This window comes from Polynucleobacter sp. MWH-Aus1W21 (assembly GCF_018687275.1).
Lineage (GTDB): Bacteria > Pseudomonadota > Gammaproteobacteria > Burkholderiales > Burkholderiaceae > Polynucleobacter.
In genome coordinates, this window is the sequence record NZ_CP061287.1 from 2143766 (window position 1) to 2167893 (window position 24128).

Below are 24128 nucleotides of genomic sequence, written 5' to 3' on the forward strand. Positions count from 1 at the left end.
CCATTTTTTACTGCTGCTTAAATTTCTTCGCATGATGATCAGCGCCAATAAATAAGTACATTGCCGGCACTACAAAGAGTGTGAACAGCGTACCAATTGATAGGCCAGTGAAAATCACAATACCCATTGATTTACGTCCTGCAGCACCTGCACCAGAGGCAATAACCAAAGGCAGCACACCTAAAACCATCGCAGCAGTAGTCATTAAAATGGGACGTAAGCGAACGCTACTGGCCTCTACGATGGCATCAAGCTTGCTGCGTCCAGCCTCTTGTAATTCATTAGCAAATTCCACGATCAAAATTCCATGCTTACTAATTAAACCCATCAGCGTGACTAATCCCACCTGTGTATACACGTTTAAGGTGGTGAATCCAAGATTAATAAAGATCAAGGCACCAAATAAAGCCAATGGCACAGAAACCAAAATCACAATTGGATCACGGAAGCTCTCAAACTGCGCTGCAAGCACCAAGAACACAATCAAGATCGCAAAGAACATGGTGACCAAGAAGCCGCCAGACTCAGCCATAAATTGACGCGATGGACCAGCGTAGTCCATGCTGTAACCGTTAGGCGCAACTTCTTTCAAGGTCTGACGCATGAACTCTAGCAAATCTGCCTGCGAAATAAATGGTGTACTTACACCTGAGATCGTCGCAGAGTTCAACTGCTGGAAGTGATTAATTGATTGAGGCACTACTCTTTGTTTAATTGTTGCAATAGTGCGCGCCTGAACCATAGCGCCACTTGGAGTACGTATATAGTAATCCAGGATTTGATCTGGATTTAAACGATCAACTTGTTTCACTTGTGGAATTACTCGATAAGAGCGTCCAGCTACCGAGAAATAATTCACAAAGCCACCACCTAAAGCAGCAGATAGTGACGCGCCTACTTGTTGCTGCGTCATCCCAAGGGCCGCCACTTTTTCACGATCGATCTCCAAGACATCCTGCGGTTTATCAATCTTCAAATCTGAATCAACGAAGAAGAAGTTGCCGCTTCGACGTGCCTTGTCTAGCACTGCTTGTGACACCTCATTGAGCTGTGCATACGATTCCGTTGTGTTGATCACCACCTGAACTGGCAATCCCTGTGCCCCTGGCAATGCTGGGAACTGGAAGGCTGCTACACGTGCACCTGCAATCGTGTTCCATTTCTGCTGCATATCTTCTTGGAACTTAGTGGCATTACGATTACGCTCACCCCAATCTTTGAGCAAAATACCACCAAAGCTAGAAGTAGGACTTGTAATCTGAAACGCCTGCTCATATTCTGGTTCTGCAGCAGCGATTGCGTAAATTTGATCCGCATAGGTCTGCATTTGATTAACCGTGCTATTGGGCGGCCCTGAAGCTTGCATGAGAACAATGCCTTGGTCTTCTGTTGGCGCCAATTCAGCACGTGCAGTTGCATAAAGATAGGCTACGCCGCCTAACAAGATTACGCCCATCACAATGATGACCTGCCAAGTACTTAATAATTCGCGCAATGTACTTTGATAACTGTGGTGAACCTTATCAAAGATGCGATCAATCTTTTGCACAAATGGTGAAGCCTCTTGCTCTTCAGTAAAGATGCGCGAACACATCATCGGCGAGAGTGTTAATGCAATCAATCCAGAAACTGCCACTGCACTAGCTAAAGTAAACGCAAATTCAGTAAACAAGGCGCCGGTTAAACCGCCCTGGAAGCCAATAGGGATATACACGGCAATCAACACGACTGTCATTGCCAAAATAGGGCCACCTAATTCGCGCGCAGCAATTAATGAGGCCTCTAAAGGAGATTTGCCTTCCTTCATATGACGATCAACGTTTTCAACCACGATGATGGCGTCATCGACCACCAGACCAATTGCCAGCACCAAAGCCAAGAGGGTAAGTAAATTAATGGAATAACCTAGAACCTGCATCAAGAAGAAAGTGCCAATAAGCGATAAAGGCATTGCAATGACTGGAACCGCTACGGCACGAGCACTGCCTAAGAAGAGGTAAATCACCACGGTCACAATAACTAAAGCCTCTAACAAAGTGGATACCACTTCATCAATAGAGCTAGTGATAAATTTGGTTGAGTCATAAACAATCTTGCCGGTCATGCCAATTGGCAATTGCTTTTGAATATCAGGAACTACATCTCGGACACGTTGAGCGACATCTAGCAGGTTGGCTTGTGGTGCCACCTTAATTGCAATAAAGACGGAACGCTTGCCACTAAAAGCAACATTAGTGTTGTAGTCCTCAGATCCAAGCGTTACATTTGCCACCTGATCCAAGTAAACAATATTGACGCCATCCTTTTTGATAACCAATTTACGAAACTCTTCGAGCGTATGTAAATCAGTACCGGCGACCAAGTCGACTGCCACCATATCGCCTTTTGTGCTGCCAACGGCCGATAAGTAGTTATTTGCTGATAAGGCACTGTAGACATCATCTGCGCCAACACCTAAGCCAGCCATCTTTTCACGATCAAGCCAAGCGCGTAAGGCAAACTTACGGCCACCAGTAATTTCTGCGTTTTGAACACCCTCAACAGAGTCTAACTTTGGCTTTACAACACGTAATAAATAATCGGTAATTGCGTTGTTGGGAATTTCATCGCTATAGAAACCCATGTACATCGCAGCAGTGGATTGACCAACCTGCACCGTCAAAATCGGCTGCTGTGCTTGGGGCGGCAACTGATTCTTGACAGCGCTAATTTGAGTTTGTATCTGCGTTAATGCTGCATTTGAATCGTAATTTAACTTCAAGGTAGCAATAATGGTGGAAACGCCACTTACACTCGTTGATGAGAGGTAATCAATGCCTTGTGCCTGAGCTATTGAAGCCTCAAGTGGCTGCGTAATGAAGCCTGCGATAGTCTCTGGATCTGCACCATAGTATGCGGTTGTTATGGTCACAATCGCGTTTTGTGTTTGCGGATATTGATTTACTGGCAAAGAGCCGATTGCCTTTAAACCAAAGATCAACACGAGAGCGCTCACAACCATGGAAAGCACTGGCCTGCGGATGAATATGTCAGTCCAATTCATCTGCTTTTTATTCCTGAGGCTTTGGATCTGGTGAGTTTGCTGGCTGCACCTTGTTATTAATAATTAGTGGTGTGCCATTTTTTAACTTCAGCTGGCCACTAGTAATAACGGTTGCCCCCTCATCAACACCCTTGAGAATTGCAACCTGATCACCGCGAGTTAATCCAGTAGTGACAAATACTTGTTGCGCCTCAAGACTAGGATTGCCTTTCTTATCCTTCTTGCCGGTCGGCTTAGCGATAAAGACAGTCGATCCATAAGGGTTATAAGTAACGGCAGTTTGAGGAAGGGTTAAGTACTTCACTTGATCTCCCAGCTTAATATTGACGTTCGCAAACATGCCCGGCAGAATTTTCTTATCTGGATTAGCCAGTTGCGCCTCAACCTGAATATTGCGGGTATTGGTATCCACTTTTGGACTAACCGCTGTAATTTTCCCAGTAAAACTTGCATCTTTAAATGCATCGGTTGTCACCACCACCTCTTGACCGACCTGAATTTGCTCAGCATTATTTTGTGGCAAGTTGAAATCTACAAAAATAGGATCTAAAGTTTGTAGTGTTAACAACTTATCTCCAGGATTCACATACTGACCTGGATTGATAGCCACAATGCCGATACGCCCACTAAATGGCGCCTTAAGATTTTTCTTAGCTACTAATGCAGTTTGTTGCTCTACCTGAGCTTGCTTTGATTTGGCATCTGCCGCACTAGTATCAAACACGTTTTTACTAATTGCCTGAATCGCCAATTGCTGTCTATCACGCTCATTTATCACTTTAGCTAAATCAGCCATGGCCTTTAATGAATTTAACTGCGCGACATCAGAAGTGTCATTTAATTTAATTAACAATTCACCTTCTTTGACATCCTGACCAGACTTAATGGGAACCGTTTGCACTAAGCCACCCAATTCAGTGCTGAGCTCAACACCCCTAAATGCGCGAACATTACCAACACTAGTTAACTTCGGCTGCCATTCTGAAGAAGCAATCACCATAGTGGATACCGTTGCAGGCGGTAAACCCATACCAGCAATAAAATTCTTTATCAAAAAAGTCTTTAGCTGATTAAAAGCAAAAATCAAGCCCAGCAACAGAAACACGCCACAAAGCATGATGGTCATACGGCGTGGTAGCGGCTCCATAGCCATTAATTTTTCATGCGCTTTAGTGCCGCGCCATTTTTGCCCCATGCGAGCCCAAAAAGCCTTTGCTTTTTCCCAAAGAGTAATGGCCCTCTCTCGCAATTTCCATTCAATTGCTTTACGTTTCGTCCATGCCCATAAGGCAAGAACTAAAACAATGAGCTTGTTCTTAATTATTTCCAGAAGTTTCATTTTGATCTTTGTTCGCTATGTCTTTTGGTTTAAAAGCAGGGCCTTCACGATTCCACCAGCCACCACCCAGTGCCGCAAATAATGCTGCCGTATCCGAGAAACGAGTTGCTTGTGCAGAAACGGATTTCACTTTTGCTTGTTGATACTGATTTTGGTAATAGAGCACGGCCAAATAACTTGCTGTGCCTAACTTATATTGTTGCTGTACTAAATCTAGAGTTTCATAGGCGTAGCGCTCTGCGTCTGATGCCGCCTTGAGTGCTTGAGCACCGGTTTCTAATGCGCGCAATGCGTTAGCCACCTCTTGAAATGCATTTAAGACAGTTGCCTGGTATTGAAAAGCAGCTTGCTCGTAGTTGGCAATCGCGCCACGACGAAGAGCTAATAATTGACCGCCTTGAAAAAGCGGCTGCAAAATACCGCCACCTAGAGTCCATAAAGCTGAGTTTGGCCCAAACAATCCGTTTGAAGTCAATGCGGCAGCACCAATGGATCCGGTGATATTAAATTGCGGCAATAAGTTGGCTGTTGCAACTCCTACAAATGCATTCTGGGCTTTTAACTGAGCTTCTGCAGCGCGCACGTCGGGGCGTTGACGCACCAGGCTGGATGGCACTGAGAGAGGCAACTTTTCTGGCAAATGTAAGTTTGATAAATCAAATTTGGCAATGTTGGCATTGCTCGGAATCTCACCCACCAATACTGCTAGCTGGTTGCGTGCAAAAGCTAGATTTCTTTCGTAATTAAATAGATCTACTTGAGAGCTTGAAACTAACGTACGTTGTGATGTGACATCTACTTTTGAAACCGTGCCAATTACTAATTGCTTCTCTGTTACTTCGGCAAGATTAGTTTGTGCTTTCAGAATTTCTTCTGTAGCCTGCATCTGCGCACGCAATGCCGCTTCCTTAACTGCGCTTGTCACCACATTGGCAGTCAAAGAAAGATAGGCGCCCTCCAACTGAAACTGCGCAACTTCTGCTTGAGCGCGCGCACCTTCAACCGCCCTACGGGCACCCCCAAAAACATCTAACTTATAGGTCACATTGACTGTGGCGTTATACAAGTTATAAGTATCAGAGCCGTAGTTCAACCCATAGACGGCTGATGGCTGCTTCTGTCTCAAAGCATTTGCACCAACACCAATTGCCGGAAAGTACTGCCCTCCAATTTGTGCATTAACATTTTCTTGCGCTGCTCGGAGTGCTGCATCTGCTGCGCCTAAATTTGGATTTTGTTCAAGCGCTTTTTTAATCAAAGCATCAAGTTCCGGAGACTTATAAAGCTCCCACCATTGCGCTTCAATATCCGCGCCTTCAACAAACTCTTGATCGCTGCCGCCAGGCACGCCAGGGGCAGGTGTGAGTTTTTTTGGTAGCGTGGTTTCAGTATATGAAGAAGTCTTAGGTGCCTCGGGTTGCTTAAAGTCTGGCCCAACCGCGCACGCAGAGAGGGCCGCCACACAAATTAATGGAATGAACTTCAAACTTGAGCTTGGGGGTATTAACGAAAACATGAGTTGCAACAAATATCCTCTTTTACAAGAGTTATTTGAACACAAAAATGCAATCAGGACTCCGTAAAGTCCTGATTTATCTACCGAATTTTGTTCACAACTTTAGGTTAATGTCAAACGGACAGAAAAAATTATTCAACCGTGACACTCTTAGCGAGATTTCTGGGCTTATCTACATCGGTGCCGCGTGCACAAGCTGTGTGATAGGCCAATAATTGCAGTGGAACTACGTGAAGGATAGGCGAAAGGTTGCCGTAGTGCTCTGGTAGTTTGATTACATTGATGCCATCACCACTGGAGATATGGGTATCTTGATCGGCAAATACATAAAGCTTTCCGCCACGCGCTTTTACTTCTTGCATATTGGATTTAAGCTTTTCCAATAAAACATCATTTGGCGCCACTGTCACTACTGGCATCTTTTCCGTGACTAAAGCGAGTGGTCCATGTTTCAACTCACCTGCAGGATATGCCTCTGCATGAATATAGGAGATTTCTTTGAGCTTTAAAGCGCCCTCTAATGCAATTGGGTAATGCAAGCCACGACCTAGGAAGAGTGCATTTTCACACTTAGAAAAAGCATCGCTCCACGCAATAATTTGTGGCTCAAGCGCCAAAACTGCATGCAATGCTTTTGGTAAGTGACGTAACTCACGCAACAACTCCTTCTCTTTTTCAGCAGAAATTCTGCCGGCACGCTTTGCCAATGAGACTGCGAGGAGATATAAAGCCAAAAGTTGAGTAGTAAATGCTTTCGTTGATGCAACGCCAATTTCGGCACCAGCTTTGGTCAAGAAATTCCACTCAGTTTCACGAACCATGGCGCTACTAGCCACATTGCAAATTGCTAAAGTGTATTTATGTCCCAAGCTCTTGGCGTGCCTTAAAGCAGCCAAGGTATCAGCCGTTTCGCCAGATTGCGAAACAACCACAATCAAAGTTTTGGGATTAGGGACGGTAGTGCGATAGCGATATTCACTTGCAATTTCAACTTGTGTCGGAATGCCAGCAATATCTTCCAACCAATATTTAGCAACGCAGGCAGAGTAATAACTGGTGCCGCAACCCAAAATCAAGATTTGATCAAAAGCTTTCCAATCTTCAGGATTTGCATTGAATAATCCTGGGCCAAATTCAGCAATATTAGCCAGCGTATCGCCAATTGCTCGAGGCTGCTCAAAAATTTCTTTTTGCATGTAGTGTTGATATGGGCCCAAATCAACCGAGTCAGCTTGTGCTGGCATAGGCTTTAATTCTCTTTGGGCAGGCTTACCCGCCTGATCAATCACCTCAACACTATCCGCTTGGAGAACCGCAACATCACCCTCCTCCAAATACAGCATGGAATGAGCGCGCCCGGCCAAAGCTAGCGCATCAGATGCTAAAAAGTGTTCATGATCTCCAATTGCTACTACCAGAGGTGAGCCAACACGTGCGCCTACCAGAGTACTTGGATTATCTTGCGCAATGACTCCGATAGCATATGCACCATGTAATTTTGGGAGAACAGCTCTCACTGACTGTGCAATGTCTTTTTGTCCGTTAGCGACATATTGCTGATGAACTAAATGAGCAATAACTTCTGTATCAGTTTCAGAAGAAAACACATACCCAGCAGCCTTTAATTCGGCACGAAGTGATTCGTAGTTCTCAATAATGCCGTTATGAACAACTGCAATTAAGTCATTTGAAATATGTGGATGTGCATTTTGTGTATCTGGCTTCCCGTGGGTTGCCCAACGTGTATGCGCAATACCGAGAGTGCCAACAAAATCCTTGCCTTGCTCGGCTAACTCAGAAACACGTGCAGTAGTACGAGCTCTTTCAATTGGATGCTTAGGATCATCGCCATTGATGACCGCAAAACCACAAGAGTCATAACCACGGTACTCTAAACGGCGTAAGCCTTCAACCAAAACATCAACGATATTTTTATGGGAGGCTGCGCCAACAATACCGCACATTATTTTTTACCTTTTACAGTTTTCTTAACCATCTTTTTAGCTGGTGTCTTCGCAGTCTTCTTTGCTGATTTTTTTGGAACCGGCTTTTTGATGGCGCTCTTATTTTCTTGTTTTACAGGACGCTGCCACTGCAATGATATTTGCTTTGCCCTAGATACAGTCAACTGATTTGCTGGCGCATCTTTGGTAAGCGTTGTACCTGCGCCTAATGTTGCCCCACGGCCGACGCGTACTGGCGCAACAAGTTGTGTGTCAGATCCAATAAAAACATCATCTTCAATGATAGTTTGATGCTTGTTAACGCCATCGTAGTTACAAGTAATGGTGCCCGCACCAATATTGACTCTGGACCCAACGATAGAGTCGCCAACATAAGCCAAATGGTTCGCCTTACTATTGGCAGCAATTTTGCTGTTCTTCACCTCAACAAAGTTACCAATGTGAACGTCGTTTGATAAATCTGCGCCTGGGCGCAAGCGAGCATATGGCCCAATGAGAGATTGACTACCTACTTTTGCACCATCTATATGACTGTATGCATGAATAACTACGCCCTTACCAATAACGCTATTGCGAATTACGCAGTAAGGGCCAATCTTCGTACCAGCATCTAAAGTCACGCAGCCTTCAAAAACGCAACCAACGTCAATTGCTACATCTGTGCCGCACTCTAAAGTGCCGCGCACGTCAATACGCGCAGGATCAGCAAGGGATACACCCGCATCCATTAATTGATTCGCAATATTTAACTGGTGAACACGCTCAAGCGCAGCTAGTTGATCGCGACTATTAACGCCAATAGTCTCAAACTCATCATCGGCCTGTGTCGTCCGAATTGGCACGCCATCTTTGACTGCCATGGCGATCACATCGGTTAAGTAATACTCGCCCTGCGCATTACTAGCACGCAAAGCCTTTAACCATTTTTTTAATGAGTTTGTTGGCAGCACCATGATGCCGGTGTTGATTTCTTGAATCTGTTTTTGCGCTGGAGTTGCGTCTTTCTCTTCAACAATCTCTTTTACTGAGCCATCAGCATCACGCACGATACGGCCATAACCAGTAGGATTGCTTAAGTGTTGTGTCAGAAGCGCAAGTGCACTATCTTGACCTCGCACACCATCCGCTAACTTTGCCAATTTAGTGAGCGTCTTTTTTGTTGTCAGCGGAACATCGCCATACAAAACTAATGTGGACTCTTGAACATCTAATTTTGGTAATGCTTGCAATAAAGCGTGGCCTGTACCCTTTTGCTCTGCCTGAAGCGCAGTCACAACTTTGCTAAAACTTGGATTTTCTTTGCTGGCATTCAATAAGAATGATTTAACGTCTGCTGCCCCATGCCCAACTACGACAACGGGACCTGTTTTTGCCTTTTTATCTTGTAGCGAAAGTGCGGTGTTGAGAACATGCTGAAGGAGGGGTTTGCCTGCTAGATTTTGCAGGACCTTGGGCAGAGCGGATTTCATCCGCTTTCCTTGCCCAGCAGCCAATATGACGATATTCATAAAGGGGGATTATAAGTCCCCTGAATCAGGGTTCCACAGGCTAATTCGTCTAATTCTGCCTCGTCAATCGCCTTGTCGCCAGCAGATCTAGCGGCAATCCCAGAGAGCTCGGTGGAAATCTCTAGATTTTGGAAATCAAAAGCCTCCCCATCCATTAAATGGGACGGGACAATATGGTGCATGGAGCGAAATAAGTTCTCCACTCGACCTGGGTGCTTTTTCTCCCAGTCGCGCAGCATTTCTTTCATTACTTGACGCTGAAGATTGGGCTGGCTGCCACATAAATCACATGGAATGATGGGGAAGTTCATATCTGCCGCATAGCGTTCTAGCAACTTCTCGGGAACATAAGCTAATGGGCGAATCACAATGTGCTTGCCATCATCAGATCTCAATTTTGGTGGCATACCTTTGAGCTTGCCCGCATAAAACATATTGAGCATCAAGGTTTCTAAAATGTCATCACGATGATGGCCCAAAGCAATCTTTGTTGCACCTAATTCATCTGCTACGCGATACAAAATTCCACGACGCAAACGTGAGCATAATCCACAAGTAGTTTTCCCTTCGGGAATCACGCGCTTCACAATGCTGTAAGTATCTTGCTCTTCAATGTGATATTGAACGCCTAAACCCTTTAAATAATTGGGCAATATCTCTGCAGGAAAGTTAGGTTGCTTCTGATCTAAGTTCACCGCGATGATGTCAAAGTTAATCGGCGCACGTTCACGTAGCTTCATCAGGATATCGAGCATGGCATAACTATCCTTGCCACCAGATACGCATACCATGACCTTGTCGCCGTCTTCGATCATGCCAAAGTCACCAATGGCCTGACCAACTAAGCGGCAGAGTTTTTTCTCTAGCTTATTTTCTTCGAAGACAACTTTGCGAATATCGCCCATAAGAGTTTTTAATTATTTTTTAAGATGTCTTAATGCGAAACACTTCAACGCCCACTGACTGGCAGTCTGGATAAACATCAGGCTTAGCTGTGCTCACTCGCGCAGCTAATACCTTTGGGTGCAACAACATCGCCGCAACAATGTCATCACAGAAGGTTTCCTGCAAATGGATATGGCCCTTAGAGGCCCTAGCCTTAATGGTTTCACGCATAAAGTCGTAATCCACCACCTCATCTAATTGATCCTGAGTTGGCGTATTCATCGCCAAAGGAATATAGAGGTCTACATTCAAGATAACGCGCTGCTCTGCTTTTTTCTCAAAGTCATGAACACCGATGTTGATATAGATTTCATAGTCCCGCAAAAATAAACGACGGCAGTCAACAAGAGCAGGGTGAGAAAGAATAGCGTGCATGAATATTTACTTTTTAAAAAGACTTAATTGGTTTTGAACATCACGTCACGAGTGGAGGGCAATAAATGCTGTCCGCCATCAACATATAAAGTGGTTCCTGTAATAGCTCCAGACTCCGCCAAAAATACTGCTGCCCTTGCAATGTCTGCAGGCGTAGAAGATTTTCCTAGTGGCGTCATTTGATGCGCCTTTGAAAAACCATCCTTCGTTTGATCGCCAGATGGGAGCGAGATTCCAGGCGCCAACCCAATAACTCGTAGATGTGGTGCAAAATCCATCGCCAATAATTCAACGGAAGAAAGTAGCGCAGCCTTTGATAATGTGTAAGACAAATAATCCGGATTAGGATTAATCAGTTTTTGATCAAGTAATTGAATTGCCGATGGAATGAATGCCGATGAACTTGACTTGTTTTTTTGAAATTCAAACATCAGTTGAGATAGCAAAATTGGCGCCGTCAAATTGACCTGCATATGTTCTTGAAGGCTTTTTCCGCTTAAAGGGGTATTTGAATTGGCGCGATCATATTCAAAAATAGAGGCGCTATTTACTAGACAGCTCAAATGCGGGAAAGTATTACTAACGGCCTTAAAAAGATGTCTGGTTGCAGCCTCATCAGACAAATCAGCCTGAAATGCCTGAGCCCTGACTCCAATTCCCCTAATTTCTTCAACTGTTTGGGCAGCCTCTTGGTCTGATCGCCCATAATGAACAGCAACATCCCAGCCCTGACGGGCAAACTGCAAGGCAATTTCTCGACCGAGGCGCTTTGCAGCGCCAGTCACTAAAACTGCCTTTAGTTGCTGGGATGGGGATGTTGAACTCGGGTTCAATTAAATTCTCTTAGACTAGCGAGCTATGGATATTACCTTGACCAGCCTTGAAACGGAGCATAGTGCGCTTCTAAAGGCCAAAATAGTCTCTCAAATCGCCTCCCAGGGCGGCTGGCTGCCCTTTTCTCGCTACATGGAGATGGCCTTATATGAGCCAGGCATGGGCTATTACAGTGCTGGAGCCCACAAATTGGGTGCAGGCGGCGATTTCACCACCGCCCCTGAACTGAGTCCTCTCTTTGGCGCCGCAATTTGCTCGACCCTCCTACCCGTACTTGAGGGGCTCAAACAAAAAGGGCTGCCCACACAAATTTTAGAGTTTGGCGCGGGCACTGGAAAGTTGGCCGCATCCATACTGACTCGCCTCAATGACCTTGGATTTCATTTGGATCGTTACGACATCATTGAAATCTCACCAGACTTGGCGCAACGTCAACAAGAAAGAATTAGCAGCACTATTCAGAAACTCAACCTCAAAACCCAATTCCATTGGCTTAGCGAATTACCTAAAAATTTCAAAGGCATCATTCTTGCCAATGAAGTGATCGATGCCATTCCTTGTGATGCCATCATTTTTAAAGATGGCTTTTGGTACTGGTATGGGGTAGCCCTCGAGAGTGAGACCCTAACTTGGAAAGCAGGCGCACCCGTAGAACAAAAATTACTTCCTGAAAGTTTAATAAGCGGCAACTTCTCTGAGGGCTATGTCACCGAACTACATATGCCGGCAAATGCTTGGATGCAGCAAGTAGCAAAGCATTTGGAGCTTGGCCTGTTTCTCACTTTTGATTATGGATTTCCGGAGAGTGAGTACTATCACCCTCAAAGACTGGGGGGTACGCTGATGGCTCATCATCGTCATCATGCGATTCAAGACCCCTTTTATCTCCCAGGTCTATGTGACCTAACAACGCACGTTGAGTGGTCGCAAATTGCTCGCAGCGCATTGACTGAAAATGTGGATGATGTGTATCTCACCAATCAGGCTGCATACCTGCTAGATGCCGGCATTGGCGATATCGCACTAGAGATTGGCGATCCCAGCAATCCAGAAACGTTTCTACCAATTTCAAACTCATTACAAAAATTATTGTCTGAGGCAGAGATGGGTGAACTCTTTAAAGCCTTTGCATTTTCTAAGAACTTAGAAAGTTTTCTTCCGGGCTTTACCCTTGAAGATTTGCCTGGTCTACGCGGCAGAAATAGACTCTAGTTATTCGCTTTAAGAATTTAGCGCCGCAGAAATTGCAGCCAATCTTGCGGACTCAAAAGCGCTACCGATGCGCTCACCATTCGATCGATCCTCTGTCGCAATGCTTGCAATAATTTCTGCCGTATTGATTGCTTGGGTATTACGCATTGCATTCGCGAGAGGCAATGTGTTCATACCCAGCTTGTCTGCAAGATTCAAAATCGCTTGGGTGCGATCTGGCTTGCGCCAAAGGTCTGCACGATTAAACCAAGCCAAAACATCTGCTGCCTGATATGGATGATGGGGATGTTTATTTACCAAAACTCTTAGGTCACTAAATATCTCACTGAAATCACGCACTTCGATTGGCATACGAACACAATCAGCCCAAGAACGAATTGCACTGGCACTTAAATCCATTAAGGTAGTTGCGCAACGCTCATCCAGGCCATTGCCGGCTAATGAGAAGTGCGCAATCAACGCCTCGCGAAAAGAGTCATCTGCCAACTTGGTAGTCAATGCTGGCGGCAATATCGCGCTGGCAGCACCTGCATTCAAAAGAACCTGAAACAAATGCATGGGCTTCGCAGCAACCAGACCTCTAGCCAGTTCCTGCCAAATACGTTCTGCCGATAAGGCTTTTAACTCGCCTGACTGAACAATTGCCTTTAATGCTGCCAGCGTTTCATCTGCTACGCTAAATTCCGGGAAGCGTGCAGAGAATCGTGCGATACGTAACAGACGCAGCGGGTCTTCTGCAAATGCGTCGGACACATGTCGAAATATTTTGGCAGCCAAGTCTTCTTGACCGTTATAAGGATCAATAATTGGCCCAAACTGTTTTCCGTCTGCGCCAACTTCTTGCGCCATTGCATTAATTGTTAAATCACGACGCTCTAGATCTTGTTCCAAGGTAACAGATGGGTCAGCATAAAAATGAAATCCTTTATAGCCTTGGCCAGTCTTACGCTCAGTGCGAGCAAGCGCATATTCAGCTTGAGTCTCTGGGTGCAAAAAGACCGGGAAATCTTTACCCACAGGGCGGTAGCCCTTAGCAATCATCTCTTCTACACTTGAGCCAACAACAACATAATCAATATCGTGCACAGGCAAACCCATCAGGTTGTCCCGTATAGCTCCGCCTACTGCGTAGACTTTCATTACTGCATGCCCTCTAGGCTCCGACGACTCATTTTGAATACTGATGTCAGTGCATCGACACCGTTTGCAGGCAAAGTATTAGGTAATTGCATAGAAGCAATATTGTCGCGAGACATTAAAGTGGGTCCAGGCAAAAACTCAAATGCGAGTGCCTGCAAATAGCCTACAAAAGCTGGGACTGGAATTATGGCGCAACTTGTTTTTACTCTACGAGCGGCAAACTCAACGATTTCTTTCATCGTATAAACCGTTGGGCCCACCAAGTCATAAGATTGATGAATTGTCTGTGGCATTGATAAGGATTTCACAAAAGCAGATGCAACATCATCAACACTCACCGGCTGAAACTGTGTCTGATAATTTGCTAAAGGCATCGCTGGAAACAACTTCGTCAATTTAGAAAACAAGTTAATAAACTGATCTTGAGCCCCAAAGATGACTGATGGCCTAAAGATAGTCCAATCTAAATTGCTTGCTTTTACCGCTGCCTCGCCATAACCTTTGCTGCGCTGATACATTGATGGGCCTTGAGAGTCGGCTCCTAATGCACTCATATGTAAATAGCGCTTTAAGCCATGCAACTGCATCGCCGTGACAATGTTTTTGGGTAACTCTACGTGCGCAGCTTTAAACACTTTTCCATAAGGCTGTGCTGGTTTATCGTGCAGCACACCAACCAAATTGATCACAGCCCCATTTGGTTTAACGCGTCCGCATAGACTCTGAAGCTCATCAAACTCATGAATATCAGCCTCTTCTACGTGAACCTTGGGCAACATCCGCAATTCCCGTGCAGCAGCCAAGTGGCCTGTTGGAACTAATACTGAATAACCAGCTAACTGAAGCTGAGCAGCAATGACTCGGCCCACAAATCCGTTACCACCGATCAAAAGAATGTCATATTTCATAAGGAGCTTTCTTTGCTTAGCGCACCAATTGATATTTTATGGAAGCTCGGATTGAGTTGCAGCCTTTGGAGTAATAACCCCCAAGCGTTGTTTCAAAGACTGTGTCTGACCATTCATTACGGATGAATAATAATTGGCATTAGAGAGCACATTCTTCACGTAAACACGCGTCTCTGTAAACGGGATGGTTTCAGCAAAAATTGCACCCTCAGTTGGACCAGACAACTTCTCACGCCAAGCCTTTGATCTAGAAGGTCCTGCGTTATACGCTGCGGAAGCCAAAACCCAAGAGCCTTCGAGGTCAACGAGAACCATATTTAAATAATTACTACCCAAAGTTAAATTGGTATTGGTATCGCTTAATTTGTCATTGGTGTAATTTGTCATTCCAATTTTCTTAGCCACGTACTTTGCCGTATTCGGCATCACTTGCATTAATCCTGAGGCGCCTACAGAAGAGTCGGCATTCACAATGAAGCGTGACTCCTGACGAATCAAGCCATAAGCCCAAGCGAGATTTAAATCAATTTGGCGCGCAATGGGAGACAGCTCCTCTTTGTACGGAGTTGGGTAACGCAAACTGAAGTCGTGTTCTTGTTTTGTACGATCAGCCGTATTGACAACGCGGTCATATAAGTTAATTCGCTTTGCATACTCTGCAGCTGCCAACAATTGCTTGTCGGTCATATTGCGTAGCTCCCAATTCCATTCGCGATTACCTTCGAAGCGAAGATTCATGGCATATAAACGCTCACCACGAATAAATCCTTTACGGCTCGCCATCGCATCAATCTCTTGCTCGGTCACTTTAGTTTTAGTGGGCGCATTATTAGACTTACCCAATTCTTCGCGTGCTAGCTGGCCATAAAAGTTATATTGATCCGCAATCATTTCAAAGCTGTCTCTAGCTTTTGTATCTTGGCCTTCAGCCTTTAATGCGCGGCCATACCAATATGTCCAGGCAGGATCTTTACTGCGTACGGCGGGATTCATACCATCGATTGCATTCTTAACCAGGATCCAATCTTTAGCACGCAAGCCTGCGCGCACCTTCCATTCTTGGGATTCAACTGATAACAGCTCGTTATAGCCCCGCTCTTGTTGCAGACGATAAGCATCATCTGCATTGGGATCTAATTTCTTAGCCAAGAATTGTCCGATCACACCCCATGCAACCGCTTGATTCTCTTTGCTATAGCGTGATGCAGTTTGAGAAAAGTCCCGATAGGCTTTAGCTGGGTCAGTCTTGGCTGCTCTAACAATATCTGCCATCGGATCTTCTCCGCCAAGGCGACGGGCCATGGTGTCATAACCTTTTTCGCTAGCAGCACGGCCAATTGCCTTAGCCTCGCTTGGAGACATGCCGCCAGCAGCGACTAATGAGGGTACTAATTCTTGGCATGCCTGTCCAAAATAACTTGGATCTAACAATACAGAGCGTGAATCGATTGCTAGCTTAGTTGGATTCTCGCCTTGAGATAACTTCGATAACAAGGAATAGCATTTCACTTGTGTATCGTCATCGAGCACAAACTTGGCATACTCAGCATCAAAGCGCGCCCAGTCTTTACGTTTACCTAAAACTAACAACCAGTCATTACGCATACGGTCAGCCAAGGCCGTACCTTGATATTGATTTAGAAATGCAACAACCTGAGTATCTGTACTGTAGTCGTTACGCGCACCACCAGCACTATCAAATAATTGCGGCTTGATACGGAAATAAGCTACATAGTCATCAAATGGGTAATTAGCTAAATTAGATGAAAGCTGCTGAGTACGAAAGACATCATTCTTTTTGGCAGCTTCGCGCAAATCGATAAACATCCGATCGGTGTCGGTAATTTCGGCTGGGGCAGCCTTGCTTTCATATGACTTGGGAATGGATGGCTTTTTCAGCTTTTCTGCAAAGCTATTGGACATGCCTAGAGCGAGGCCCAAAACTAGGATTTTGGCCAATTGAAGGTATTTACTGTTTACTGTTGCAGACTTCATTATTACGATCTAACCCTATCTTTATTTACAGGGCCAAGGTCCTGTAATACTTGATTACTATATCCTTTAATTTTCGCCTGATAATGGTCGATATGCACGGTAATTCACCAAAAACTCTTCGCCAAGATTTATTAAAACAACGCAAAGAATTTGCTACTGGGAATCACTATACTGCCGCAGAGATGGGCTTGATTACAGGCCTTAATCATTTTTTGGCTCATGAAGGCAAATCTATTCGCTCAATTGCGCTTTATTGGCCAATTCAGAATGAAATAGATTTACGCCCAACCCTATCAAGCTGGGTAAAGAAAGGTGCCTATCGTCGATTGGCGCTGCCTTATGCGCGCCCTGATAAACACCTAGATTTTTTTGAATGGCAAGAAGGGGATGCTTTAGTGCCAAGCGCGCATGGCGTACCAGAGCCCGATCCCAACAATGCCTCAAGACCGCCCATCAATCCGGACTGTATTCTAATTCCCTGCGTTGGCTGGTCCAGCTCGGTTGTGAATGGTAAATCCCATTACTGGCGACTGGGCTATGGTGGCGGATATTTTGATCGCACCCTAGCCGATCTCAGAAAGAAAAATCCCAAGCTGGTTTGCGTTGGGATTGGTTTTGATTGGCAAAAATTAGATGATGCCCAGTGGGAGGCTCAAACTCATGATGAGCCCTTAGATTTATTGCTAACTGAATCAGGTTTGTTCAGTTAGCAATTTACTTTTTTACTTGGTTAAGTCTAAGTTATCGGCGATCGCTAAAACTGCATCAGCCTGATTTAATGAATAGAAATGAATTCCAGGCGCGCCAGCTGTTAATAGTTGATCACACAAGTCCGTCACCACCTCTTCACCAAATGCGCGGATAGAGGCGATGTCATCTCCATAAGACTGAAGGCGCAAACGAATCCAGCGTGGAATCTCTGCACCACACGCGTCCGAGAATCGCAATAACTGACTACTGTTTGTAATCGGCATAATGCCAGCAATGATTGGCTGTGTAACGCCCAAGTCATAAGCCTCATCTACAAAGCGGAAGTAAGCATCGCTGTTATAAAAATACTGCGTCACGGCAGAGTTAGCACCTGCCTTCATTTTTTGTACAAAGAAATCGACATCGCTAGCAGGCGACTTTGCCTGAGGATGCGTCTCTGGATATGCAGCTACATCGATATGAAACCAATCACCTGTTTCTGCACGAATAAATTCCACCAATTCATTGGCATGATGAAACTCACCATACTGGCCCATGCCAGATGGCAAGTCACCGCGCAAAGCCACGATGCGCTTCACGCCTAAAGCTTGATATTGCTTGAGCATCTCACGCACGCTTTCACGTGAGCCACCAACACAAGACAAGTGAGGAGCAACCGACGCACCAGCAGCATGAATATCGCTCACCACTTTTAAGGTCCCAGACTGAGTAGAACCACCGGCACCAAAGGTCACGGAATAAAACGAAGGCTTAAGCGTTTCAGAAAAACGCTCTCGCACAAGATGCAACTTACTCTCACCTTCAGGTGTTTTTGGAGGAAAGAATTCGACGCTTAATTCCATGATTTTGGGCCTAGGTTTCTATATGACTGGATTAATAACGATAGTGGTCAGCCTTGTATGGGCCTTCCTTCGTTACGCCAATGTAAGAAGCTTGCTGGTCAGACAACACCGTTAACTCTGCATTCAGAGTCTTGAGCTGTAAGCGAGCAACTTTCTCATCTAAATGCTTAGGCAATGTGTAAACACCGATTGGGTATTTATCTGTACCAACTGCATTCCATAATTCGATTTGAGCAATCACTTGGTTTGCAAATGAAGAGCTCATTACGTATGAAGGATGTCCTGTACCGCAGCCGAGGTTAACCAAGCGGCCTTTAGCCAAAATGATGATGCGCTTTTCAGGCTTGCCATTAGCAGCTGGGAAAATCACATGGTCCACTTGGGGCTTGATTTCTTCCCACTTATATTTCTCAATACCAGCAACGTCGATTTCGTTGTCAAAGTGGCCGATGTTACAAACGATAGCTTGATTCTTCATCTTAGCCATGTGGTCATGTGTAATCACGTGGTAGTTGCCGGTTGCAGAAACAAAGATGTCTGCTTTATCAGCAGCGTAATCCATAGTCACAACACGATAGCCTTCCATTGCAGCTTGCAATGCGCAAATTGGATCTACTTCAGTTACCCAAACTTGAGCAGACAAGGCACGCAATGCTTGAGCTGAACCTTTACCCACATCGCCATAACCACAAACTACTGCAACCTTACCAGCCACCATGACGTCAGTAGCACGCTTGATCGCGTCCACTAAAGACTCGCGGCAACCATATAAGTTGTCAAACTTGCTCTTAGTAACGGAGTCATTTACGTTAATTGCCGGGAACTTCAAATCACCCTTAGCAAACATTTGATACAAGCGATGTACGCCTGTAGTGGTTTCTTCGGTAACGCCCTTAACTTTCTCCAAGCGTGTTGAATACCAAGTTGGGTCTTGCGCTAATTTTTTCTTGATAGCTGCAAACAAAATGGTTTCTTCTTCGCTGGTTGGATGATTCAAACAAGCTTGATCTTTCTCAGCGCGTGCGCCAAGGTGCAACAACAAAGTAGCGTCGCCACCGTCATCCAAAATCATATTGGTGTAACCACCGTCAGCCCACTCAAAAATGCGGTGCGTAAAGTCCCAATACTGCTCGAGGGTTTCGCCTTTAATCGCAAACACTGGTGTGCCGTTAGCAGCGATTGCAGCAGCAGCATGGTCTTGCGTGGAGAAAATATTGCAAGATGCCCACTGAACTTCAGCGCCGAGCGCTTCAAGCGTCTCGATTAATACTGCAGTTTGAATGGTCATGTGCAAAGAGCCCGTAATACGTGCGCCACGCAATGGCTGTTGTGCAGCAAATTCATCGCGAATGGCGATCAGACCAGGCATCTCAGTTTCAGCAATCGCGATTTCTTTACGACCAAAGTCAGCCAAAGTGATATCAGCAATCGCGCAACGAGTTGCTACAAAGTTATTTAAATCAGAAACGGTATTCATTAATGCTCCAGCTAAATACGATCCAATGCTGGAGTAGAAACTCGCTAGCCATCGAATCATGGGTTAGCGAGCGCGGTTGCAATTAGCAAACTCCCGGGATTACCTTAGAGTCCACTCCCTTCAAGCCTGGGGAAGTGCTGGGTCACAGCATTCCTTGCAACGCTCCTTGAAGGTATGCCGTAATTGTAAACAATTACGGCATATTTCGCCTCAATACACCTACAAACTGCGTATTTCCTACTTACAGACCTGCTGCGGCACGTAATGCAGCCGCTTTGTCTGTTTGCTCCCAAGTAAATTCTGGCTCTTCACGACCAAAGTGGCCATAAGCAGCAGTCTTCTTATAAATTGGGCGCAAGAGATTCAACATCTTCACGATACCTTTTGGACGCAAGTCAAAATGCTCAGAAACCAATTGAGCAATCTTCTCATCGGAGATCTTGCCTGTGCCAAATGTGCTCACCATCACTGAAGTTGGCTTTGCAACGCCAATCGCGTAAGAGATCTGAATCAAGCACTTGCTTGCCAAACCACCAGCAACAACGTTCTTTGCAACATAGCGACCAGCATAAGCAGCAGATCGGTCAACCTTAGATGGGTCTTTACCAGAGAAAGCGCCGCCACCATGAGGAGCTGCACCGCCGTAGGTATCCACAATAATTTTGCGACCAGTTAAGCCGCAATCGCCTTGTGGGCCGCCGATAACGAAACGACCTGTTGGGTTCACCAAAAAGTTAATTGCGCCTTTGATCAAATGCTTAGGCAATACTGGTTTAATAATTTCTTCGATCACTGCTTCGCGCAATTTCTCGAGGGAGATATCTTCATCGTGCTGAGTAGAGAGCACAACAGTATCGATAGAGTCAGGCTTGCCATCTACATAACGCAATGTCACTTGTGACTTTGCATCAGGGCGCAACCAATTCAAACGACCATCGCGGCGCAATTGGGATTGACGCTCAACTAAGCGGTGTGACAAATGAATTGGCAAGGGCATTAGCTCTGCAGTCTCATCACAAGCGTAACCGAACATCAAACCTTGGTCGCCAGCACCTTGATCCAAGCCATCATCATGAGCCTTATCAACGCCTTGAGCAATATCGGGGCTCTGTTTGTCATATGCAACCAATACTGCACAACCTTTGTAGTCGATGCCGTATGCAGTGTTGTCGTATCCGATTTCACGCAATGTATTACGAGCAACTTGAATGTAATCAACGTTAGCGTTAGTCGTGATCTCACCAGCCAAAACAACTAAGCCGGTGTTACACAATGTTTCTGCTGCAACACGTGCAGTTGGATCTTGAGCCAAGATGGCATCGAGAATCGAATCAGAAATTTGGTCTGCTACTTTATCGGGGTGACCTTCAGAAACGGATTCTGAGGTAAAGAAGTAATCGTTTGCCATTGCACATTCCTTAAGTTATTAACACGATCATTGGGACAACTCGACGTGCCAGGAACTACAACGGCGACGCTTTAGCAGAATTTATGAATCGCCCTGCAAGTTGCCTTAACTCAGCGATAGTGGAATTCTATCCGAAAAGCGACTCATTGGGCAAGACAGACTGAAATCCACACACCCAGAGCGGCATTGAATATCATTAGGGGGTGCGAAAACTTCTATTAAAGCTCTGCCTGAATACGATTGCCGTGCTTCCACTTGCCCTAGTGCAAGTAATTGGGGCTTCTTTAGGCATGCTGGCCTATTTAGGCTCTAAACAGTATCGATCACTCTTTCGCCCTCAATATGAAGCTGTAACCAAAGCGCGTAAATTGCCAGTGAAACTTTGGGAGGCAATCAGAGCCTCAGGAATGTTGTTTTCGGATAGCCTTTGGATTTGGCGCAACCCGCAAAAAGCACTGAAATTAGTTGAAGTGCAAAACTGGGATGTGGTTGAGACGGCGATTGGTGAGGGGAATGGTCTAGTTATGCTTACCCCCCATTTGGGCGGTTTTGAAATTATTCCCAGAGTATTGGCGCAACACTTCCCCGCGACTATTCTCTATCGCCCATCGCGCCAAGAATGGCTCAATGAAGTCGTTGAAGAGGGTCGCGCCTATCCCAACATGCATTTTGTGCCGACCAACCTTAATGGCGTACGCCAAATGACTCGGGCGCTCACCAGAGGTGAGGCGATTGGCATTCTTCCAGATCAAGTACCCAGCGGCGGCGAGGGTGTATGGGTTCCTTTCTTTGGGCGGCCCGCCTATACAACACCATTACCGGCTCGCCTTGCTAACCGCAATAACACGCCAGTAGTCATGTTTACTGCAAAGCGTAAAGGTTTGGGTCAAGGGTGGTTAATGCAAGCTACTCGTCTTTCATCCTTATCTGAAGATGCCAATACTGCCGCTGCAGAACTGAACACTGCCATTGAAAATGCAGTCCTTGTTGCGCCAGAACAATTCATTTGGTCCTACAACCGCTACAAGCATCCCGCTGGTGCAGAATTGCCACCAAGCAATTAAATTAATTCGTCACCATTTTTGAAATGACCTGGTTACAAAACCTTTTTAATTTCTTGGCACTTAGCCTACTGCGTCTCTTTGCTTTTCTGCCTTATTCGATTACTGTCCATGTGGGCTATGGCTTGGGCTGGCTAGCCGCTCATATTCCAAATGGCCGTACCCATATTGTTAAAACCAACTTGCGGTTGTGTTTTCCCAATCTCACTGAAAAAGAAATTGGCGATCTCGCTCTTGAGAATTGGAAATTATTTGGTCGCAGCGTACTGGAGAGAAGCCGCATCTGGCTTGGTAGTGGCAAACAAATTACCGATATCGTCACCATTGAATCAGCGATCACCTTAGGGGATCGCAAACCACGCCTTCTCATTAATCCACACTTTGTTGGTCTTGAAGGTGGCTTCATGGCACTTTCTGTACTAGCCAATCAACACGATTGGCCTCGAGGCGCCGGTCTTTACCAAAACATGAAAAATCCTTTCTTCAATCAAAAAATGATTGAGTGGCGAAATCGTTTTGGTGGAAAGTCTATTGAAAGACAAAGTCGCTTACGCGATCTCATTCGCGAAATTCAAACGGGCAACTTTATTTTTATTGCGCCAGATATTGATTTGGGACCGCGTGATTCGATCTTTGTTCCCTTCTTTGGGGTCCAAACGAACACTATTACCTCCGTATCCCGTCTAGCAAAGCTTAGCGGGGCAGAAGTTTGTCTTATGACAACCACTTTAAACAAAGATCGTAAAGCCTATACCTGCCACATCAGCGCGCCTTTACCAAACTTTCCAAGTGATGATGTTGAGAAAGATACTGCGCGCCTTAATCAATATATTGAAGAACTTGTTCGTGAAAGACCGGCGGAGTACTATTGGGTACATAAACGCTTTAAACATCGGCCGCCTGGCGAGCCGAGTCTTTACGAATAAACGGGAATATTTTGAGCACCAACATAAACAATCCAGTGCGCAAGTTACGCTTCACCAAAATGCATGGTGCTGGCAATGATTTCATTGTGCTTAATGGCATCACTCAAGATCTCAGCGGGATTACGCGTGAGCAGTGGCAAGCATTGGCGCATCGTCAATTTGGCATTGGCGCCGATCAAATTCTGTTGGTTGAAAAGGCGACGCGCCCAGATGCCGATTTTCGGTATCGCATTTTTAATTCTGATGGCGGCGAAGTGGAGCAATGCGGCAACGGCTCTCGTTGCTTTGTGCGCTTTGTTTTAGATCAAGGCCTATCAAACAAAAATCCATTGCGCGTAGAAGTTGCACATACCATCCTCACCCTGAAATCCCACCCCGATGGTCAAGTAGAGGTGGATATGGGTGCGCCCATTTTTGAACATAGCCATATTCCATTTAATGCAAACGGTTTGGCTAGCGTTCAAGAGTTTCAAGAAACGCTCTACGCACTTCCAATGAATAGCCCTGCATTACATGACAGCTTAGTTGGCGTTCTCTCTATGGGTAATCCACATGCTGTACAAGTCGTTGGCGATATCGATAGCGCACCCGTTTTAGAAGAGGGTCCAGAGATTGAAAAGTTTGCCGCTTTTCCAAAAAGAGTGAATGCAGGCTACATGCAGGTTATTAATCGCAATGAAATCAAATTGCGCGTATATGAACGTGGTGCTGGTGAAACTTTAGCCTGCGGCACTGGCGCATGTGCAGCAGTTGTATCTGGCATCCGCCGGGGCCTATTGGACTCGCCAGTCAAAGTTCATACGCGTGGCGGGGACCTGCAAATTGCTTGGGCTGGAATGATTGACAATGTTGCTCAGCCAGTCATCATGACTGGCCCAGCAGTCACAGTCTTTGAAGGCGAAACAACAATCTAAAAGAAGTCGC

19 protein-coding genes and 1 riboswitch are annotated in these 24128 nt (G+C 45.5%); of the genes, 5 read left to right on the plus strand and 14 right to left on the minus strand.

What is annotated here, in order from left to right; translation table 11 throughout:
• Positions 1 to 7: 7 nt before the first annotated feature.
• The 8 genes from ICW03_RS11150 to ICW03_RS11185 form a co-directional block, all read right to left on the minus strand.
• On the minus strand, positions 8 to 3043 hold the full coding sequence (locus ICW03_RS11150) for an efflux RND transporter permease subunit (RefSeq protein WP_215348076.1): 3036 nt from the start codon (positions 3041 to 3043) through the stop codon (positions 8 to 10).
• Positions 3044 to 3050: 7 nt separating this feature from the next.
• Positions 3051 to 4190: an efflux RND transporter periplasmic adaptor subunit gene (locus ICW03_RS11155; RefSeq protein ID WP_215350325.1), complete on the minus strand. Its 1140-nt coding sequence runs from the start codon at positions 4188 to 4190 to the stop codon at positions 3051 to 3053.
• 169 nt (positions 4191 to 4359) lie between these two features.
• A complete protein-coding gene (locus tag ICW03_RS11160; RefSeq protein ID WP_215350327.1) occupies positions 4360 to 5898 on the minus strand; it encodes an efflux transporter outer membrane subunit in 1539 nt (512 codons plus the stop codon).
• 131 nt (positions 5899 to 6029) lie between these two features.
• A complete protein-coding gene (gene glmS, locus ICW03_RS11165; protein ID WP_215348077.1) occupies positions 6030 to 7862 on the minus strand; it encodes a glutamine--fructose-6-phosphate transaminase (isomerizing) in 1833 nt (610 codons plus the stop codon).
• Positions 7862 to 9370, minus strand: a complete 1509-nt coding sequence (gene glmU / locus ICW03_RS11170) for a bifunctional UDP-N-acetylglucosamine diphosphorylase/glucosamine-1-phosphate N-acetyltransferase GlmU (RefSeq protein ID WP_215348078.1) — start codon at positions 9368 to 9370, stop codon at positions 7862 to 7864. Before glmU ends, glmS begins: the two co-directional genes overlap by 1 nt.
• On the minus strand, positions 9367 to 10275 hold the full coding sequence (ttcA, locus tag ICW03_RS11175; RefSeq protein WP_215348079.1) for a tRNA 2-thiocytidine(32) synthetase TtcA: 909 nt from the start codon (positions 10273 to 10275) through the stop codon (positions 9367 to 9369). Before ttcA ends, glmU begins: the two co-directional genes overlap by 4 nt.
• 19 nt (positions 10276 to 10294) lie before the next feature.
• The gene (locus ICW03_RS11180; RefSeq protein WP_215348080.1) at positions 10295 to 10690 is read right to left on the minus strand and encodes a dihydroneopterin aldolase; all 396 of its coding nucleotides are present in this window, start codon (positions 10688 to 10690) and stop codon (positions 10295 to 10297) included.
• 23 nt (positions 10691 to 10713) lie between these two features.
• Positions 10714 to 11523 (minus strand): SDR family oxidoreductase, encoded by an 810-nt coding sequence (locus tag ICW03_RS11185; protein WP_215348081.1) that lies wholly within the window; start codon positions 11521 to 11523, stop codon positions 10714 to 10716.
• Between the two features lie 25 nt (positions 11524 to 11548).
• On the opposite strand from ICW03_RS11185, the gene ICW03_RS11190 reads away from it, so the two are divergent.
• Positions 11549 to 12736, plus strand: a complete 1188-nt coding sequence (locus ICW03_RS11190) for a class I SAM-dependent methyltransferase (RefSeq protein WP_215348082.1) — start codon at positions 11549 to 11551, stop codon at positions 12734 to 12736.
• 9 nt (positions 12737 to 12745) lie between these two features.
• Here ICW03_RS11190 and ICW03_RS11195 read toward each other — a convergent pair whose 3' ends face one another.
• Genes ICW03_RS11195 through ICW03_RS11205 form a run of 3 tightly spaced genes read right to left on the minus strand, consistent with a single transcriptional unit; the run spans position 12746 to position 16779 of the window.
• Positions 12746 to 13876 carry a polynucleotide adenylyltransferase gene (locus tag ICW03_RS11195; RefSeq protein ID WP_215348083.1) on the minus strand — a complete coding sequence of 377 codons (1131 nt, stop codon included), beginning with the start codon at positions 13874 to 13876 and terminating at the stop codon, positions 12746 to 12748.
• Positions 13876 to 14784 carry a complex I NDUFA9 subunit family protein gene (locus ICW03_RS11200; protein WP_215348084.1) on the minus strand — a complete coding sequence of 303 codons (909 nt, stop codon included), beginning with the start codon at positions 14782 to 14784 and terminating at the stop codon, positions 13876 to 13878. The genes ICW03_RS11195 and ICW03_RS11200 overlap by 1 nt, the downstream gene beginning before the upstream one ends.
• A 36-nt stretch (positions 14785 to 14820) precedes the next feature.
• Positions 14821 to 16779, minus strand: coding sequence for a lytic transglycosylase domain-containing protein (locus ICW03_RS11205; protein ID WP_215348085.1), 1959 nt, complete (start codon positions 16777 to 16779; stop codon positions 14821 to 14823).
• 92 nt (positions 16780 to 16871) lie between these two features.
• On the opposite strand from ICW03_RS11205, the gene ICW03_RS11210 reads away from it, so the two are divergent.
• Positions 16872 to 17489 (plus strand): 5-formyltetrahydrofolate cyclo-ligase, encoded by a 618-nt coding sequence (locus ICW03_RS11210; RefSeq protein ID WP_251374406.1) that lies wholly within the window; start codon positions 16872 to 16874, stop codon positions 17487 to 17489.
• Between the two features lie 12 nt (positions 17490 to 17501).
• Here the strand turns inward: ICW03_RS11210 and metF are convergent, their stop codons facing one another.
• From metF to metK, 3 genes are all read right to left on the minus strand, one after another.
• Positions 17502 to 18332: a methylenetetrahydrofolate reductase [NAD(P)H] gene (gene metF, locus ICW03_RS11215; protein WP_215348087.1), complete on the minus strand. Its 831-nt coding sequence runs from the start codon at positions 18330 to 18332 to the stop codon at positions 17502 to 17504.
• 31 nt (positions 18333 to 18363) lie between these two features.
• Positions 18364 to 19809, minus strand: coding sequence for an adenosylhomocysteinase (gene ahcY / locus ICW03_RS11220; RefSeq protein ID WP_215348088.1), 1446 nt, complete (start codon positions 19807 to 19809; stop codon positions 18364 to 18366).
• A 61-nt stretch (positions 19810 to 19870) separates the two neighbouring features.
• Positions 19871 to 19983, minus strand: a riboswitch (S-adenosyl-L-homocysteine riboswitch).
• A gap of 67 nt (positions 19984 to 20050) precedes the next feature.
• Positions 20051 to 21217, minus strand: coding sequence for a methionine adenosyltransferase (metK, locus tag ICW03_RS11225; protein ID WP_215348089.1), 1167 nt, complete (start codon positions 21215 to 21217; stop codon positions 20051 to 20053).
• Positions 21218 to 21420: 203 nt separating this feature from the next.
• Here metK and ICW03_RS11230 point away from each other — a divergent pair, with 203 nt between their 5' ends.
• The 3 genes from ICW03_RS11230 to dapF are packed head-to-tail and all read left to right on the plus strand — an operon-like array spanning position 21421 to position 24118.
• Complete coding sequence (locus tag ICW03_RS11230; RefSeq protein WP_215348090.1) at positions 21421 to 22281, plus strand: lysophospholipid acyltransferase family protein; 861 nt, start codon at positions 21421 to 21423, stop codon at positions 22279 to 22281.
• A gap of 23 nt (positions 22282 to 22304) precedes the next feature.
• Positions 22305 to 23204, plus strand: a complete 900-nt coding sequence (locus ICW03_RS11235) for a lipid A biosynthesis acyltransferase (RefSeq protein ID WP_215348091.1) — start codon at positions 22305 to 22307, stop codon at positions 23202 to 23204.
• A 59-nt stretch (positions 23205 to 23263) separates the two neighbouring features.
• Entirely contained in the window at positions 23264 to 24118 is an 855-nt protein-coding gene (dapF, locus tag ICW03_RS11240) for a diaminopimelate epimerase (protein WP_215350329.1), read from the plus strand.
• Positions 24119 to 24128 lie beyond the last annotated feature (10 nt).